Below are 17,585 nucleotides of genomic sequence, written 5' to 3' on the forward strand. Positions count from 1 at the left end.
AAACAGCTTTAAATTGTCGGCTTATAAGTGTGATATTTCTAAGAATGCGTTTGGTGCCGATAAAGATGCTATTTTATTAGAAAATCAAGACAAACGAATTTTTATTTATTCAACTTCTAAAGATTGTAATGAAATTCTGGAAATAAGAAATTCTAACGCACCATAGATTACTACTTAAGAATATTTTTTATTAACTTATATCGGTAAAGCATACGATCTTTACAAAATAAAAAAGTAGCTATCATGATAGCTACTTTTTTAAAAATTTACCCTTCTAAAATTTCTTCGAGTAATTCTTCGCTAGGTGCAAAATAGTAAGCACCATCAAGCGGGGTCACGAAATGCAATAAGCGGTCATGGATACCATCTCCACTTGTACCGAACATACGTTTTAACATGGCATCAATAATGTTCAGGTCCTTGGTGTAGGCAATGAAAAATAAACCTTGATCGCCTCTGCCGTCACCATAAGGCAGGCTATGACGCAAGATTTCCATTTCTTCCCCCTCATCATCTTCGACAACAGTACGGGCGACATGGGCATTTTCTGGTTTAACGTCATCATCAAGTTCAATTGACTCAAGCTTGGTGCGGCCCATAACATTTTCTTGCGCATCAACTTTCAATTTTTTCCATTTTTCTAAGTCGTGTGCATAGCGCTGCGCGAAAATGAAACTACCATCGGCAAATACTCCAGCCTCTTCGGGCAGAAGAGCTGTTTCTGCACGGTCATCTGGGAACTGAGGGTTTTCAGTGCCGTCTATAAAACCTGTAATATCTCGGCCATCGAAATAACGGAAGCAAACACGCTCATCAAGAACTTCGACCTTATCTTTAATACCTTCAAAAAAGGCTTGGCTTAATGCAAAACAAATATCTGAACGCATACTGGCAATGTGAATAAGCACATCAGCTGGTACGACAGGCATATTGAATGCACCATTTTCTGGTTCAAGTTGTTTAAAGCCAACAGGAGATTGGCTGTAAAGTTGCTTCCAAAGTTCTGGACCAAAAGCGACTGCTGTTTTAATTTGCGCGTCTGAATGCTGAGTAATAAGACGGTCGCGTGTTTCAAACAACGCTTCGAGTTGTTCTTTTAATTCATCAATTGATAGGTCTTTTAAACGAAGAACAATAAAACGGGCATGATCTGATGGCAACGGCAAAATGACAGATTGAGCAGTCATTGGAAGGTCTCTCCTCAATTATAATTTAGTATGAGCTTTAATTATTGTGCCTGATGCGAAGAGTGGTTAGTAGTCTATTTCTTGATTTTATTGTTTGAATTCTCATCAATATAGTTTTATAAAACGGTATAATTCCACTTTTATTGTCTTTTTTTACTATGTCTTTGCAAGTTTGGTTTGCTTATATGTTGGCCTGTTGGGTCATTAGTATCTCTCCGGGTGCGGGAGCTATTGCTTCAATGTCGAGTGGTTTAAATTATGGCTTTAGACATGGTTACTGGAATGTGATTGGGATGCAAATTGCTTTGCTGCTTCAAATTATGGTGGTGGCAGCAGGTGTTGGTGTTTTATTTGCAACGACTCCTTTAGCTTTTCAGTTTGTTAAATGGTTCGGTGTGGCTTATTTATTGTATTTAGCATATTTGCAGTGGACAGCGCCCGTAAAAGATATAGAAATTCAACAAGAAAAAAGAGATAAGTCTGCTTTAGCTCTGTTATTAAATGGTTTTGTAGTCAATATTAGTAATCCTAAAGCGATCGTATTTTTATTGGCAGTTTTGCCGCAGTTTTTAGATTTGAGTAAGCCTCAATGGATACAATATCTAATTATGGCAGCTACTATGATTACGATCGATTTGATTGTAATGGCTGGATATACGGGGCTGGCGTCAAAGGTTTTAAGATTACTTCGATCCCCTAGACAGCAAAAATATTTAAATCGGGGCTTTGCTGTGATGTTTAGCTGTGCGGCTTTATTACTAAGCACAGTTCATCAGGCGTCCTAATTTAGGCCGCCTGTGTTTGATTTTTTAACTTTTGAGTTATAAAAATAACAGCAAAACTCAAAGCCATACATAAAACAATACTAAGACCTGTAGAAATATTAAGTGCTGCACTTGACCATAAGCCGACACTAACACCGAGCTGGGCTAATACGAATGCCCAAATAACCATTTGCTTTGGTGAATTTGCCAATAGACGAGCGCTTAAAGCGGGTATTACCAGTAGTGCGCCCATGAGCAAAGAACCTACAGCACGCAAAGCTAAAACTGTAAATAAAGCCAATAACAGCATAAAAATAAGGCGTTGCCAATTTGCATTTACTCCTTCACTAATTGCGATATCTGGATCAATTGCAAACTGTATTTGCGGCTGCCAAAAACGATAAAGAATCACGATTGATATCGCAATAATTAAAGTGAAAACGGGTAAGTCGGGCCAATCAATGCTAAGTAAGTCGCCAAATAAATAACTTAAAAGCTCTGGTCTTAAACTTGGAACATGTTGAATAAACAATAAACCACTACACAGTAATGTTGCTGAACATAAAGCGAGTAGAGCATCATTGGGTAAGCGATTGTCATGTAAAGCCCATAAAACGCCTACCAGTAAAACCGCGGTACCTGCAACACCAAGCCATAATGGAAGACTTAAGGCTCCTGCAATAGCAACCCCGAGTAGTGTACCGTGCGCCATCGTATCAGCAAAAAAAGACATACGTCTCCAAAGCATCAGACAACCCAGAGGCGCAGTCAAAAATACCAGCAGGGTTCCCATAATCCATGCGGGTAACAATAATTGTAACCATTCCATCATGGCTTAAGCTTCCGGTTCTGGGTGAATGTGAGGACGATCATTATGAGGGCAGGGATGAGCAGCATCACCGTGAGCACAATGGTCATGATGATGTTGATAGAAGACCCTTTGAGTTCCAAAGATTGCCTGATATTCAGGGTGTTGTTGGATATTCTCGGGTAGCCCGCTACAGCAAATATGTTTATTTAAACAAACAACACGGTGTGTTCCTTGCATAACCCATTGTAAGTCATGAGAGACAATTAAGATTGCGCAGCCATATCGTTCTGGCAGACTGCGCACATAATCATAAAGTTCCGCTTCTGACTGAATATCTAGACCTTGCATGGGTTCATCAAGAACTAAAATATCTGGTTGGCGAAGTAGAGCACGAGCCAAAAGTACTCGTTGGCGTTCTCCGCCTGAAAGCTGTTGTACTTTTGATTGTTGTAACTTTGAAATACCTGTGTCCTGAATAATTTCCTGACGCAGGGCGGGGCTACATTTTTCTAAATCTAAAAGATCCTGAACACGTAAAGGCAGGCTGTGTGAAGGATTGAACTTTTGTGGCACATAAGCCATTTTAAGTTTTTTATGATTAATAACACGCCCACTACTTGGCTGGAGAATACCGAGTAGAACTTTAATTAGTGTTGATTTGCCTGCACCATTGGGGCCAATTAAAGACACAATTTCATTTTGATGTAGGGCAAAATCAACTTTTTTTAATATATCCCGATCATCACGGTGAACAGAAACTTGCTCAAGCTGAATTAATACAGGATTTAACGAGTTGTGCGGCACTGTTGGCATTTCCCCGAAATTTCAATAATGCTGTGTTGAGCCACGAAATCATCTGAATCTGCTAGTTGGTCAAGCTGATGTGTCAGGCCTTGAGAAGAGGCTTCTTTAACCATATGGCATTCGGTACAAATCAGGAATGCTGCTTGATGGCCTTCACGCGGATGGCAACAAGGAATATAAGCATTAATAGAAGTTAGGCGGTGAATGAGGCCTTTTTCTAATAAGAAATCTAAAGTTCTATATACGGTTGGGGGAGCAGCAGGGCGATCAGTTTGACTTTTTATACGTGCGAGTAAGTCATAGGCACCCATGGGACCCGAAGCATTTAAAATGAGTTCCAGAACTTCTTTGCGTAAAGGAGTAAGACGTGCACCAGTCGCAGAACATAAACTTTCTGCTTCAGCTAAACGGCTTGCGACATTATGGTGATCATGCACACCATGCAAAGAATCATGATGTTCATGCGAGCAGGAACTCATAGAGATAACCTCGAATTTTTAACGGAATATTAGCATGAAGCGATGCTTCATTCGATTAATCTTAGGTAATTTTGTAACTTTGTTATATTATAACATGCTTCGAGCTAATTTAAATTGATGGTCTGTCATGTTCCGTTTTTTTGTTTTCAGTATGTTCTCACTTTTGAGTACGTTAGGGTGGAGTCAGGGTTTGGTGGTTTCTACGCACCCCATCTATCTGATTGCAAAAGAAGTCACCCAAGGAGTTGAAGAACCACAGCTCTTATTAAAAGGACAAACTGGGCATGACGTACAATTAACCCCAGCGCATCGTAAAGCAATTAATGATGCGTCTTTGGTGATCTGGTTGGGTAAAGCGCATGAAGCGCCTTTAAATAAGTTATTAAGTAATAATAAGAAGGCGATCGCTCTATTAGATAGTGGTATCGTTTCTGTTTTACCCCAGCGCAGTACACGCGGTGCAGCTTTGCCTAATACAATAGATACACATGTATGGTTAGAGCCCAATAATGCAGTTCGAATAGGTTTCTTTATTGCTGCTTTGCGCTCTCAGCAACAACCTGAGAATAAGGCAAGGTACTGGAATAATGCCAATATCTTTGCCCGTAAAATGTTGCAGGCAGCACAAGCTTATGATAGTTCAAGTAATGGTAAACCCTATTGGTCATATCATGACGCCTATCAATATTTGGAGCGTTCATTAAACTTAAAGTTCGCAGGTGCTTTGACAGATGATCCACATGTTGCGCCAACAGCAGCACAAATTAAGTATCTTAATGATAATCGACCGAAAAATCAGATGTGCTTACTCGCAGAAAGTTTTACCACTAAGAGTCAATATCAAAAATTAGGTAACATTACTTTTCAGCCAGTAGACGAGAGCATGAATAATGAGGATGATTTCGTCACCGCATGGAAGAAACTGGCTATAAAAACAGATAAATGTGTATTAAGTACGCAAAAGTAAGATAAAAAATAAACAAAGGCTGACTGTAGCGTCAGCACCACCGGTCATGAAAAACCCCGACTAAAGTCGGGAAAAGATTGCATGTTCAGGGGTGTAACTCTATAATGCCTGCGATTAAAAGCGATCATCAGCTAAACTTGTCAAGCATTTATGCTGTGAGTGGATAAATAATGAGCCGAACTAGTCGCTTGATTGACCGACGATTAGCAAAAGCTTTGGTCTTCTTGCAAGCATGTATGATCCCTGTTTCCGCCCTCGTGGCGTGGAGCATAAAAGACATGACAGCAGCATTAAGTGCGGCACTTGGTGCACTGGTTTGCTGGCTTGCTATGAGTTATTTCTCTTGGCAATCCTTCAGAACAGCAGGTGCGAGAGCATCAAAACAAGTGCTGTCTAACATGTATAGGGGCATGTTAGGCAAATTTGCAATCATGATCGTTGGATTTATTTTGATTTTGAGTAATGTTAAACCTTTATCACCGTTAGCATTGCTGTTTGGTTTTATTCTCGTTCAGGCAATGTCGTGGGTCGCTCCGTTTTGGGTGTCACGTCTAGAAAAACGGGTATAGAAACAAGAAGAATTGAAGATTTTTTGGAGAGTTGCGAGATGTCGACAGTGCGCCGATGTTCGTTTCCCTTCTTTTTAGTAATTGACATTGACCAGGTGTGATTTATGGCTGCTGAAGAACATGCCCTCACTTCGACAGAGTATATCAAGCATCACTTGACCAATATGACCTATGGCAAAATGCCAGACGGTACATGGAAATTGGCTGAGACTGCTGAAGAAGCTCATTCGATGGGGTTCACTGCAATTCACTTGGATTCAATGGGTTGGTCAATTGGCCTTGGTGTTATTTTCTGTTTGATGTTCTGGATCGTTGCGAAAGCTGCTAATGCAGGTGTTCCAACTAAATTCCAGTCTGCAATTGAAATGATCATCGAGTTTGTTGACTCAAGTGTCCGTGATACTTTTCATGGCAAATCACGTTTAATCGCTCCGCTTGCACTCACTATTTTCGTGTGGATTTTCCTCATGAACTTAATGGACTTGATCCCAGTTGACTGGATTCCTCAAGTTGCAGCGTTTGTAGGTGCAAACGTATTTGGTATGGATCCTCACCACGTTTACTTCAAGATCGTTCCATCTACAGATCCAAACATTACTTTAGGTATGTCTTTATCTGTATTTGTACTTATCTTGTTTTACAGCATCCGCGAAAAGGGTGTTGGTGGTTTCGTTGGCGAGTTGGCACTTAACCCATTTAACCCAAGTAATCCAGTTGCAAAAGCGTTGCTTATTCCAGTGAACTTGATTTTGGAATTGGTAACATTCCTTGCTCGTCCGATTTCATTAGCTCTCCGACTATTCGGTAACATGTATGCCGGTGAGTTGATCTTTATCCTAATTGCTTTATTGCCGTTTTGGATTCAATGGGCGTTGTCTGTGCCTTGGGCGATCTTCCACATTCTTGTAATCACGTTGCAGGCATTCATCTTTATGATGCTTACCATCGTTTACTTGAGCATGGCAAGCGAAAAACATTAATGGTATTGCCTAACTATCAAATGATGGTTGGGCTGAATTTTTTTAATTTAATTTGGTAATAACCTAACCTCTGAGGAATTTTTCATGGAACTCACTTTAGGTCTAGTTGCAATTGCATCTGCTATCTTGATCGCTTTCGGTGCTTTGGGTACTGCGATTGGTTTTGGTCTTTTGGGTGGTCGCTTTTTAGAAGCTGTTGCTCGTCAACCAGAATTGGCTCCACAACTTCAAACTCGTATGTTCTTAATCGCGGGTCTTCTTGATGCTGTGCCTATGATCGGTGTTGGTATTGGCTTGTTCTTCATCTTCGCTAATCCATTTGTAGGTTAATCATCTTAATTCCTAAATCCACTATTTGAGGAATTGCAATGAATATCAACCTCACATTGATTGGTCAAGCGATTGCGTTTGCATTCTTTGTTGCATTCTGCATGAAGTTTGTTTGGCCACCACTAATCAATGCGATTAGTGAGCGTCAGCGTAAAATCGCTGATGGCTTAAATGCAGCAGAAAAAGCGAAAGCTGACCTTGCCGATGCACAAGCGCAAGTTAAGCAAGAGCTTGATGCAGCTAAAGCACAAGCGGCTCAATTGATCGAACAAGCGAACCGTCGTGCAGCGCAATTGATCGAAGAAGCTCGTACTCAAGCTGCGGCTGAAGGTGAGCGTATTCGTCAACAGGCTAAGGAAGCTGTTGATCAAGAAATCAATTCTGCTCGCGAAGAATTACGTCAACAAGTAGCTGCTTTGGCAGTAACTGGTGCAGAAAAAATCCTGAACCAGCAAGTTGACGCAGAAGCTCATAACGCCATGCTGTCTCAGCTGGCTGCTAAACTTTAAGCGAGGCGAATTATGGCTGAACTCTTGACGTTGGCACGTCCGTATGCCAAAGCAGCATTTGCTTATGCTTCTGAGCAAGGTGCAACAGACAATTGGTCGAATGCGTTACAAGTGCTCAGTGCTGCGGTGCAAGACGAAGCATTTTCCGCTTATTTAAATCGCCCTGAACTTACTCCTGCGGAGCAAGTGAAGCTTTTTGCTAAAGTTTTAGGTGAAGATCAATCTCAAGCAGTGTCTAACTTTTTGACACTTCTTGCAGATAACGATCGTTTAATGTTGTTACCTGAAATTGAAGCAGAATATGAACAGCTTAAATCACAGAATAACAACAATGTGGATGTCGTGATTGAATCGGCTTTCCCGTTAACTGCTGAACAAGAGCAACTGTTGAAATCTGCTTTAGAAAAGCGTTTTAACAGTACTGTAACTGTTTCAGTTGAAGTTAAACCTGAGCTTATTGCAGGTGTTGTAATTCGTGCAGGCGATCAAGTGATAGATGATTCTGCGCTTAACAAGCTTGAAAAAATGCGTACTCGTCTTCTTGCATAATGCAAATGATGAAGACTGAACTAATAAAAGATTGAGGAATAGCGCAATGCAACAACTGAATCCATCCGAGATCAGTGCGCTCATTAAACAGCGTATCGGAGATCTGGACACCAGCGCGACCGCTAAAAACGAAGGTACCATTGTTATGGTATCCGACGGTATCGTGCGCATTCACGGTCTTGCTGATGCAATGTACGGTGAAATGATCGAATTCGACGGCGGCTTATTTGGTATGGCACTGAACCTAGAACAGGATTCAGTGGGTGCCGTTGTTTTAGGTAACTACCTAAGCCTTCAAGAAGGTCAAAAAGCTCGTTGTACAGGTCGTGTATTAGAAGTTCCAGTTGGTCCTGAACTTCTTGGCCGTGTTGTCGATGCTTTGGGTAACCCAATTGATGGTAAAGGCCCAATTGATGCGAAATTAACTGATGCTGTTGAAAAAGTAGCACCAGGTGTAATTTGGCGTCAATCTGTAGATGAGCCTGTTCAAACTGGTTATAAATCAGTTGATACAATGATTCCTGTTGGCCGTGGCCAACGTGAGTTGATCATCGGTGACCGTCAAACTGGTAAAACAGCGATGGCGATCGATGCGATTATCGCTCAGAAAAACTCTGGCATTAAATGTGTATACGTTGCGATTGGTCAAAAACAATCAACAATTGCAAACGTTGTACGTAAGCTAGAAGAAACTGGCGCTATGGCGTATACAACTGTTGTCGCTGCTGCGGCTGCTGATCCTGCTGCAATGCAGTACTTAGCTCCGTACTCTGGCTGTACAATGGGTGAATACTTCCGTGACCGCGGTGAAGACGCTCTTATTATTTATGATGATTTGTCTAAGCAAGCAGTTGCTTACCGTCAAATTTCATTGCTTTTACGTCGTCCACCAGGCCGTGAAGCGTATCCGGGTGATGTATTCTATCTTCACTCACGTCTTCTTGAACGTGCTTCTCGTGTATCTGCTGACTACGTTGAGAAATTCACTAATGGTGCAGTAACTGGTAAAACTGGTTCTTTAACTGCATTGCCAATTATTGAAACTCAAGCAGGTGACGTATCTGCATTCGTACCAACGAACGTAATTTCGATTACTGACGGTCAGATCTTCTTAGAAACATCATTATTCAACGCAGGTATTCGTCCTGCTGTGAACGCAGGTATCTCTGTATCTCGTGTTGGTGGTTCTGCTCAAACTAAGATCATCAAAAAATTGTCTGGTGGTATCCGTACCGCTTTAGCACAATACCGTGAATTGGCTGCGTTTGCTCAGTTCGCTTCTGACCTTGACGAAGCAACTCGTAAGCAACTTGAACATGGTCAACGTGTAACTGAGTTAATGAAGCAAAAACAATATGCTCCTTACTCAATTGCTGACCAAGCTGTTTCTGTTTATGCATCTAACGAAGGCTACATGGCTGACGTAGAAGTTAAGAAAATCGTAGACTTTGATGCTGCGTTAATTTCTTACTTCCGCTCAGAATATGCTCCGTTGATGAAACAAATCGATGAAACTGGTGATTACAACAAAGACATCGAAGCAGCAATCAAAGCAGGTATTGAAAGCTTTAAAGCGACTCAAACTTACTAAGTTTAGTTTTAGTTAAGTTTGGTTCACGGATCAACCTTCGGAAGCTCGAAAGAGCTTTCGAATACTAGGTTAAGCGTATGGCAAATTTAAAAGAAATTCGCGCCAAAGTAGCTAGTATCAAGAGCACGCAAAAGATTACTCGCGCGATGCAAATGGTAGCTGCTTCTAAAATGCGTCGTGCGCAAGAGCGCATGGCTCAGGGCCGTCCGTATGCCGATAATATGCGCCGTGTAATTGCTCACTTGGTACAAGCAAACCCTGAATATAAACACCGTTATATGGTTGACCGCCCGGTTAAGCGTGTTGGCTATATCGTAGTGTCTTCAGATCGTGGTTTGGCAGGTGGCTTGAACATTAACTTGTTCAAGAAAGTTGTGCAGCATGTCAAAGCACAACAACAGCAGTCAATTGAAGTTGAATTTGCTTTAATTGGTCAAAAAGCGGTTTCGTTTTTTAAGAATTACGGCGGTAAAGTGCTCGGTGCAACTACCCAACTTGGCGATGCGCTGAGTTTGGAACAGTTAACTGGCTCAGTCCAAGTTATGCTTGATGCATTTGATAAAGGCGAATTAGATCGTATCTATCTCGTATCAAATGGCTTCGTTAATGCAATGACTCAGCAGCCTAAAGTAGAACAACTTGTTCCTTTAGCACCAGCAGAAGAAGGCGATGATCTCAACCGTACTTATGGTTGGGACTATATCTACGAACCAGAAGCAGAAGAATTGTTAAATGGTTTGTTGGTTCGCTATATCGAGTCTATGGTTTATCAAGGTGTGATTGAAAACGTTGCATGTGAGCAGTCAGCTCGTATGGTCGCGATGAAAGCAGCGACAGACAACGCAGGACAGTTGATTAAAGACCTACAACTCATTTACAACAAGCTGCGTCAAGCCGCGATTACTCAGGAAATTTCCGAGATCGTTGGCGGTGCCGCTGCCGTTTAACATTATTAAGTTTGAATTGAGGAGACAGCAATGAGTAGCGGTCGTATCATTCAGATCATCGGCGCGGTTATCGACGTCGAGTTTGAGCGCAATAGCGTTCCTAAGATCTATGACGCTCTCCAAGTTGACGGTACTGAAACTACACTAGAAGTTCAGCAACAGCTTGGCGATGGTGTTGTTCGTACCATCGCAATGGGTTCTACAGAAGGTCTTAAACGTGGCCTTAATGTAACCAGCACAAATGCACCGATTTCTGTTCCAGTAGGTCCAGCTACGCTTGGTCGTATCATGGACGTTTTGGGTCGCCCAATTGATGAAGCAGGTCCTGTAGCGACTGAAGAGCGTTTGCCGATTCACCGTCAAGCACCTTCTTATGCTGAACAAGCAGCTTCTACTGACCTTTTAGAAACTGGTATTAAAGTAATTGACTTACTTTGCCCGTTTGCAAAAGGTGGTAAAGTTGGTTTATTCGGTGGTGCTGGTGTTGGTAAAACCGTTAACATGATGGAGTTGATCAACAACATCGCGAAAGCTCACTCAGGTTTATCTGTGTTTGCTGGTGTTGGTGAGCGTACTCGTGAAGGTAACGACTTCTATCACGAAATGAAAGATTCTAACGTTCTTGACAAAGTAGCAATGGTCTACGGTCAGATGAACGAGCCACCAGGTAACCGTTTACGCGTAGCGTTAACTGGTTTGACTATGGCTGAATACTTCCGTGATCAAAAAGACGAAAATGGTAAAGGTCGTGACGTATTATTATTCGTCGACAACATCTACCGTTATACACTTGCCGGTACTGAAGTATCAGCATTGTTAGGTCGTATGCCATCTGCGGTAGGTTACCAACCTACACTTGCAGAAGAAATGGGTGTTCTTCAAGAGCGTATTACATCTACTAAATCTGGTTCGATCACATCGATCCAAGCAGTATATGTACCTGCCGATGACTTAACAGATCCATCTCCTGCAACTACATTTGCTCACTTAGATGCAACAGTAGTATTGAGCCGTGACATCGCATCTTCTGGTATCTATCCAGCGATCGATCCACTTGACTCAACTTCACGTCAGTTAGACCCATTAGTTGTTGGTCAAGAGCACTATGAAATTGCGCGTGCAGTACAAAACGTATTGCAACGTTATAAAGAGCTTAAAGACATCATCGCAATCTTGGGTATGGATGAGTTAGCTGAAGAAGACAAATTGGTTGTTTACCGTGCGCGTAAAATCCAACGTTTCTTCTCTCAACCATTCCACGTAGCTGAAGTGTTTACTGGTGCTCCTGGTAAATTAGTACCGCTTAAAGAAACGATTCGTGGCTTTAAAGGTCTATTAGCTGGTGAATACGATCACATCCCAGAACAAGCGTTCTATATGGTTGGTGGTATTGACGAAGTGATTGCTAAAGCTGAGAAACTCTAATTTAAGGAGATCATCTCATGGCGACTATGCAATGTGATGTCGTAAGTGTTAAAGAGTCTATTTACTCTGGCGCAGTAACGATGTTAATCGCGAAAGGTGCTGGTGGTGAGCTTGGTATTTTGCCAGGACATGCTCCACTTGTAACCTTGCTTCAACCGGGCCCGATTCGTGTTCAGTTGGAAAATGGTACAGAAGAAATCGTCTATGTATCTGGCGGTGTTTTAGAAGTTCAACCTCATGTTGTAACGGTTCTTGCAGATACTGCAATCCGCGCTGACAATTTGGATGAAGCGGCAATTTTAGAAGCACGTAAAAATGCTGAACAATTGCTTGCAAACCAAAAGAGTGATTTGGACTCAGCTGCTGCGTTGGCTGCCTTGGCAGAAACCGCTGCACAGCTTGAAACTATCCGTAAAATCAAAAACCGCGCACTCTAATTGCCGGTTTGAGATTAAAAAAGCCACCGTAAGGTGGCTTTTTTTATAAATTGTTTTTTAAGATTCAGTTTTTGAATCTGACTTTTCATCTCCTGCCATAATCATGGCAGCCAGCTTCACCATATCCATTTGAATGGTATTCAGTTGTTTTTCAATTTGGTCAAAATTAATTTGATCTAATTTCCCGTTTAGTAATGGCATGCTAAGAGCTTGTTGATTGGCATGTAATAAACTTTGGCGAATATTCTCAATTTCCTGACTTTTGATATCTAAAGTCAAAAGTGCTTGATTTAAACCTTCTAATTGCTGTTTTAAAGTTGTGACTGTAGTTTTTAATTCATTCTGATTTTTATCTTGGATGGCTTGTTCAACATCAAGCTGAGTATCTTTAAGTTGTTCAACATAGTCACCAGCTTTAAGCTGTAAATTAGCAGCGTCGCGGACCATATAAAAAATATTACCGCTTTTAAGTTCGGTTTTATTGGGTGCAGTATCTACCTCTTGTTGCTCAAGAGTCTGGTCAGCTGCCTGTTCAGTGATTTCAGTCTTTTCTTGTTCGGTAGCATGGTCTTGTGCCTGATCGCACCCGAGTAAAAGCATGCCTGAAGCAAAAATTACAAAAGGAAGAAATGCGCCCTGTAAAACTTTTTTCATAACTACAAACAACATTAATTAAAGCAAATAAATACTATAGGTATAAAATATGAAGAAAGATTGTATTTTTGCAAACGAACAACACTTTGAGGAGAGCATAAAAAAGAGCGTATAAAACGCCCTTTTTTACATTTTAAAATATTATTTTGCTAACTCTGCTTCAACTGCTTTAACAATTTGTTCGTCGTCTGCTGTTAGGTTCGGAGCAAAGCGAGCCACGACTTCACCATTCTTATTGATTAAAAACTTTTCGAAGTTCCATAAAACTTCTGGAGCAGGGTTAGTCGGAATACCTAAGCCTTCTAAACGCTCGCGGAAAGGACCTTCACCTGTACGTTCCGGTTGAGCTGTTGTTAAAGCTTGGTAAAGTGGATGCTTATCTTCACCGACTACGGAAACTTTAGAAAATAAAGGGAAATGAACATCATAATTTAGTGAACAGAACTGTTGAATTTCGTCATCAGAACCAGGTTCTTGCTCTTTAAAATTGTTTGCGGGGAAGCCTAAAATTTCAAAACCTTGATCTTTTTTTGCTTGATAAAGTTTTTCTAAGCCTTCGTATTGTGGAGTTAAACCACATTTAGAAGCAGTATTTACGATAAGTAGAACTTTCCCTTTGTATTGTTCGAGGTCAACCGTTTCGCCTGAAATCGCTTTTACTGGAATGTGATATACAGATTGTGTCATGAGTCTTTCCTAAAGATTGTAATTGATATCAAGTAACGCATTTGTTTTAACTGCTATTGAGGGGTAGTGCAATAATATTCGTGTTCAAAAAAGAAAAAGTTTTTAAAGATAAACTGAATTCTAGTTATTTTTGATTTGGATAGGTGTTTGCCCAGTGTAACGTTTAAAAAATTCAATGAAACTTGAGCTATGTTGATAACCTAAATCGTATGCTAAACGCTTGATAGGCGTTCCTTGGCGAATCTGATGAATAGCATAAACAATTTTGGCCCGATTTCTCCATTCGGACAACGAAAGTTGAAGCTCTTGTTGACTCAAACGTAATAAGTGGCGATCACTAACCGAAAAGTTTTGTAGCAACTGCTGTAAAGAGTGATCAAAAAGTAAAGGATCTGAAAGTTTTTCTAAAATAGGCAATAAAACAGGATGCCGTGTTTGTGGTAAATAATGCGAATATGCAGGAGCTTGTTTGAGTTGATCGAATAAAACTTGTAAAAGATGTTCTAGATATTCAGGTTGTTCGGTTTGTTTCTGCTGCTCTAGAATTTGTAAAACTAAGGTACGAAAAAAAGGCTGAATACTAAAACATTTACAGACGTTACCTAAACTAGAACAGAGGCTAGGGTGTAATCGAATACAGATATAATGAATTTCATGGTCGATATGGGTGGATTGATGAACAGTTTTTGGGGGAATCCAAAGACCATAGCTAGGTGGGGAAAGATATAGCTGTTCTTCGACTTGTATTTCTAAAATTCCATTTAAACTGAAATTAAAATCTCCCCAAAGAGATGCGTGAGGACGAACAATATCTTCTTTTTGGTATAGAAATTCATGTACTTCTATACTATTTAATAAAGAAAATTGCTGGTCCTCATTGTTCATCTATATGCTCTAACTCATATTTTAATTTTCACAAGTAGCTTTAGGGTTATTTAAACCTTTCGCTAAGGTAAATGTGCTCAGCAATGCTAAGGCAACAAAGCTTAATACACCATAAATTAAAGTATTTTCATTGAAATGATCAACTACATAGCCACCTAATAAAGAACCTGTCGCAATCATCACCTGAAACATACCTACAAATAGGGGCATACCTTTTTCAACTGCATGTGGTGCATGTACAAACATCCAGATATTCGCTGAGGTAGGAAAAGCGCCAAATGCAAATCCCCACAATGCAGTTAAGACAATAGCACCAAACTCATGAACGGCAAAAAGAGGGAATCCAAAAAATACGATTGCAAAGCATGTACCGACAAAAGCTAATGTATAACGGACATTTAGATTGCCACTATATCCAGCAAAAGCATTTCCGAAAATACCTGCAATTCCATAGAGCAATAATAATGAACTAATGGTTGTGCCATTAAAACCGGCAACATTTTTAAAGAAAGGGGCTAAATAGCTATATGCACAGAAATGAGCAAGTCCAATTAATAAGACAATTAACATGCCACTACGTGCTTTAGGAGTACGTAATAGTGCTGGCAAATCTTTCATGTGAATTGCCGAGTCTGGTACAAGTTTAGGTAAAAAGATTAATTGTAAGATTAAAACAATTAAGCCAATGCCTGCTGTAATTCCAAAAGCACTACGCCAGCCATAAAATTCACTTAACCAAGTTCCAATAGGCACACCTAAAACTGTAGCAAAAGTTACACCTGCCATCACGACCGCAGTTGCTTTAGCAATAGGAAGATGCGAAGGAGCTAATTTCCCACTTAAAGCAATTGCTGTCGCCCAGAAACCACCAATTGAAATACCTAAAATTAGGCGGCTCAGCAATAAAACATGAAAGTTTTCAGCAAAAGCGGTAATGGTATTGGCAATCACCATAATGGCCGTCAGCAAGATCAGCACATAACGCCGATCTAGTTGTTTTACAGATACTGGTAATAGAGGTGCCGCAATTGCTGCCATAATACCGGGTACGGTAATGATGAGGCCTGCGGTACCTACTGAAATATTTAAATCAGTTGCGACACTATTTAGAACACCAACAGGTAAAAATTCACTTGTTACTAATGCAAATGCAGCAATAGAAACGGCCAAAATAGCAAACCAGCTCCCTTGAGTGGAGGTTGTGGGTCGCGATTTAGAAATAGAAGATTGGTCCATAGGAGATCCTTACTTGGCTAAATTTGGAGTAAAGAAGGGCAATTTATTAATTAACTAACGATCATTATGAAAATAAAATAGTTGATAAAAAATCGAACGTCAATTAATTTAATAACGATTGTTATAAAAATAGATGTGATCTTTATGACAAATAGGTATGAAACAGATCTTGTTGTTACTGAAGAAACGCTAAAAAAGAAGCGTGGGCGTCCTAAATGCTTTGATGAACAACAGGTTTTAGAGAAAGCTATGTTGCTCTTTTGGGAGCATGGCTACGAAGCAACGTCTATTAGTGATTTAACGCAAGCTTTGGAAATTACAGCACCGAGCCTTTACAGTACCTTTGGTGATAAGGCAGGGCTGTTTTATAAAAGTATTGATTACTATTTGGCTCATGAAGCGTGTCCTATTGAGACCATCTTTTTGGAAGCAAAAACAGCAAAAATCGCTTTTGAATTATATCTTTATGACAATCTAAAACGCTTAATTCAACCGAATAAGCCCGCAGGTTGTATGTTGGTAGTTGCTGCCATGAATTGTTCTGATGCCACTCAAGATGTGCAGCAAAACCTATTGGATAAACGCATAAAGACCAAAGAAAAATTATTAAAACGTCTTCAACAAGGTGTCGAGCAGGGTGATTTATCAGCCAATGCTCCTCTACAGGAAATGACAGATTTTTATGCTACGGTCATTCAAGGCCTTACTATACAGGCCAGAGACGGCGCGAGTACTGAGCAATTGCATAAAGTTGTAGAGCATGCCATGAAAGCTTGGACATTATTTTAAAAAAGGCGATGTCCTAAGTTCAATATCAATGTCGGAAATACGATATTTCAATTTATTAAGACATTCTTCAAAATAAAATCTCTTTTGTAGATGGTGTATTGCTATGAGTCAGGTCATGAAATATCACAAGTGGGCATTTATTTTTCCCATTTTGGCAGTACTGATTTGGTCTTTAAATATTGTAGTCACCCGCTATGTCTCGGATTATATCTCTCCGGTAAGCATTAGCTTCTATCGATGGTTAATTGCTTTTATTATTTTGACTCCATTTATGTTTTTCCCCGTTTGGAGACAAAAACAACTCATAAAGCCATATTTACCTAAACTTGCGGTGTTAAGTGCATTTGGGATGGTACTTTATCAAGGTTTAGCTTATACGGCTGCCCATTATACCAGTGCAACCAATATGGGAATTGTGAATGCATTTATCCCTATCTTTACGATCTTTGTATCGCTTGCCATTTTAAAAGATGTGCCTAATCGCTTTGCAGTTTTTGGCAGTATTTTGTCTTTTGCAGGTTTGCTCTATGTCATGTCCCAAGGAGATATTAATAAGCTGCTAAGTGGTGGTGGGCATCTTGGTGATGCATTAATGATTATTGCCGTATTCTTCTATGCATTTTATGGTGTCTTCTTGAAAAAATGGCAGTTGCCTCTGCCAATTATGACAAGCTTATATGTTCAGATTGGATTTTCTGTAATATTTCATATTCCTTTAATTCTTTGGTTTGGACTCGATGCTTTAAATGTAGAAAATGCGCCAAGCGCTATTTATGCAGGTGTATTTGCTTCACTCATTGCGCCGTTAGTTTGGATGTTAGCTGTTCAACAACTCGGTCCTAATAGAACAAGTATTTTTATGAACTTGGTGCCTGTCTTTACAGCAGTTATTGCAAGCGTCTGGTTGTCTGAGCAATGGACCATTTATCACACGCTAGGTGGGATTGTTATTTTAATTGGTATCATTATGGCTCAGAAGAAGGTG

At 40.3% G+C, this 17,585-nt stretch carries 21 protein-coding genes; 13 read left to right on the forward strand and 8 right to left on the reverse strand.

From position 1 onward, the window contains the following. Nucleotides 1-266: 266 nt before the first annotated feature. Complete coding sequence (locus HUN22_RS08325) at nt 267-1,187, reverse strand: Dyp-type peroxidase (RefSeq protein ID WP_174728030.1); 921 nt, start codon at nt 1,185-1,187, stop codon at nt 267-269. 158 nt (nt 1,188-1,345) lie between these two features. Here HUN22_RS08325 and HUN22_RS08330 point away from each other — a divergent pair, with 158 nt between their 5' ends. Beyond that, on the forward strand, nt 1,346-1,972 hold the full coding sequence (locus tag HUN22_RS08330) for a LysE family transporter (RefSeq protein ID WP_174728033.1): 627 nt from the start codon (nt 1,346-1,348) through the stop codon (nt 1,970-1,972). Nucleotide 1,973: 1 nt separating this feature from the next. On the opposite strand, the gene znuB is transcribed toward HUN22_RS08330, so the two are convergent. The 3 genes from znuB to HUN22_RS08345 are packed head-to-tail and all read right to left on the reverse strand — an operon-like array spanning nt 1,974 to nt 4,045. Continuing rightward, on the reverse strand, nt 1,974-2,783 hold the full coding sequence (gene znuB / locus HUN22_RS08335) for a zinc ABC transporter permease subunit ZnuB (RefSeq protein WP_057105001.1): 810 nt from the start codon (nt 2,781-2,783) through the stop codon (nt 1,974-1,976). A 3-nt stretch (nt 2,784-2,786) separates the two neighbouring features. Beyond that, nucleotides 2,787-3,575: a zinc ABC transporter ATP-binding protein ZnuC gene (znuC, locus tag HUN22_RS08340; protein ID WP_014208124.1), complete on the reverse strand. Its 789-nt coding sequence runs from the start codon at nt 3,573-3,575 to the stop codon at nt 2,787-2,789. Continuing rightward, the gene (locus HUN22_RS08345; RefSeq protein WP_174728035.1) at nt 3,548-4,045 is read right to left on the reverse strand and encodes a transcriptional repressor; all 498 of its coding nucleotides are present in this window, start codon (nt 4,043-4,045) and stop codon (nt 3,548-3,550) included. The genes znuC and HUN22_RS08345 overlap by 28 nt, the downstream gene beginning before the upstream one ends. A 127-nt stretch (nt 4,046-4,172) precedes the next feature. Between HUN22_RS08345 and HUN22_RS08350 the strand changes: the two genes are divergently transcribed. The 10 genes from HUN22_RS08350 to HUN22_RS08395 all read left to right on the forward strand — a co-directional run bounded on the left by HUN22_RS08350 (nt 4,173) and on the right by HUN22_RS08395 (nt 12,349). After that, nucleotides 4,173-5,012, forward strand: a complete 840-nt coding sequence (locus HUN22_RS08350) for a metal ABC transporter solute-binding protein, Zn/Mn family (protein ID WP_174728037.1) — start codon at nt 4,173-4,175, stop codon at nt 5,010-5,012. 170 nt (nt 5,013-5,182) lie between these two features. After that, nucleotides 5,183-5,581, forward strand: coding sequence for an ATP synthase subunit I (locus HUN22_RS08355; RefSeq protein WP_003655545.1), 399 nt, complete (start codon nt 5,183-5,185; stop codon nt 5,579-5,581). 104 nt (nt 5,582-5,685) lie between these two features. Further along, nucleotides 5,686-6,561, forward strand: a complete 876-nt coding sequence (gene atpB, locus HUN22_RS08360) for a F0F1 ATP synthase subunit A (protein ID WP_002114072.1) — start codon at nt 5,686-5,688, stop codon at nt 6,559-6,561. An 84-nt stretch (nt 6,562-6,645) separates the two neighbouring features. After that, nucleotides 6,646-6,891, forward strand: coding sequence for a F0F1 ATP synthase subunit C (gene atpE, locus HUN22_RS08365; RefSeq protein WP_000424060.1), 246 nt, complete (start codon nt 6,646-6,648; stop codon nt 6,889-6,891). 38 nt (nt 6,892-6,929) lie between these two features. Then, nucleotides 6,930-7,400: a F0F1 ATP synthase subunit B gene (locus HUN22_RS08370; protein ID WP_001024691.1), complete on the forward strand. Its 471-nt coding sequence runs from the start codon at nt 6,930-6,932 to the stop codon at nt 7,398-7,400. A 12-nt stretch (nt 7,401-7,412) separates the two neighbouring features. Then, nucleotides 7,413-7,949: a F0F1 ATP synthase subunit delta gene (locus HUN22_RS08375; protein WP_002114070.1), complete on the forward strand. Its 537-nt coding sequence runs from the start codon at nt 7,413-7,415 to the stop codon at nt 7,947-7,949. A gap of 46 nt (nt 7,950-7,995) precedes the next feature. Continuing rightward, on the forward strand, nt 7,996-9,540 hold the full coding sequence (atpA, locus tag HUN22_RS08380) for a F0F1 ATP synthase subunit alpha (RefSeq protein ID WP_174728039.1): 1,545 nt from the start codon (nt 7,996-7,998) through the stop codon (nt 9,538-9,540). A 77-nt stretch (nt 9,541-9,617) separates the two neighbouring features. Beyond that, entirely contained in the window at nt 9,618-10,487 is an 870-nt protein-coding gene (atpG, locus tag HUN22_RS08385) for a F0F1 ATP synthase subunit gamma (RefSeq protein ID WP_174728041.1), read from the forward strand. Between the two features lie 30 nt (nt 10,488-10,517). After that, nucleotides 10,518-11,912, forward strand: coding sequence for a F0F1 ATP synthase subunit beta (atpD, locus tag HUN22_RS08390; RefSeq protein ID WP_002114045.1), 1,395 nt, complete (start codon nt 10,518-10,520; stop codon nt 11,910-11,912). Between the two features lie 17 nt (nt 11,913-11,929). Further along, nucleotides 11,930-12,349 carry a F0F1 ATP synthase subunit epsilon gene (locus HUN22_RS08395; RefSeq protein WP_002114076.1) on the forward strand — a complete coding sequence of 140 codons (420 nt, stop codon included), beginning with the start codon at nt 11,930-11,932 and terminating at the stop codon, nt 12,347-12,349. A 57-nt stretch (nt 12,350-12,406) separates the two neighbouring features. On the opposite strand, the gene HUN22_RS08400 is transcribed toward HUN22_RS08395, so the two are convergent. The 4 genes from HUN22_RS08400 to HUN22_RS08415 form a co-directional block, all read right to left on the reverse strand. Next, on the reverse strand, nt 12,407-13,003 hold the full coding sequence (locus HUN22_RS08400) for a hypothetical protein (protein WP_125699635.1): 597 nt from the start codon (nt 13,001-13,003) through the stop codon (nt 12,407-12,409). Between the two features lie 141 nt (nt 13,004-13,144). Continuing rightward, nucleotides 13,145-13,690, reverse strand: a complete 546-nt coding sequence (locus HUN22_RS08405; RefSeq protein WP_174728043.1) for a glutathione peroxidase — start codon at nt 13,688-13,690, stop codon at nt 13,145-13,147. 120 nt (nt 13,691-13,810) lie between these two features. Next, nucleotides 13,811-14,575, reverse strand: coding sequence for an AraC family transcriptional regulator (locus tag HUN22_RS08410; protein ID WP_174728044.1), 765 nt, complete (start codon nt 14,573-14,575; stop codon nt 13,811-13,813). A 21-nt stretch (nt 14,576-14,596) separates the two neighbouring features. Continuing rightward, entirely contained in the window at nt 14,597-15,811 is a 1,215-nt protein-coding gene (locus tag HUN22_RS08415) for an MFS transporter (protein ID WP_174728046.1), read from the reverse strand. Between the two features lie 135 nt (nt 15,812-15,946). Here HUN22_RS08415 and HUN22_RS08420 point away from each other — a divergent pair, with 135 nt between their 5' ends. Both HUN22_RS08420 and HUN22_RS08425 read left to right on the forward strand, forming a co-directional pair. After that, a complete protein-coding gene (locus HUN22_RS08420) occupies nt 15,947-16,600 on the forward strand; it encodes a TetR/AcrR family transcriptional regulator (RefSeq protein WP_174728049.1) in 654 nt (217 codons plus the stop codon). A gap of 103 nt (nt 16,601-16,703) precedes the next feature. Then, a partial coding sequence (locus HUN22_RS08425; RefSeq protein WP_174728052.1) for a DMT family transporter occupies nt 16,704-17,585 on the forward strand: 882 nt, incomplete at its 3' end.

It is taken from the genome of Acinetobacter lactucae (genome assembly GCF_013344765.1).
GTDB lineage: Bacteria > Pseudomonadota > Gammaproteobacteria > Pseudomonadales > Moraxellaceae > Acinetobacter > Acinetobacter lactucae_A.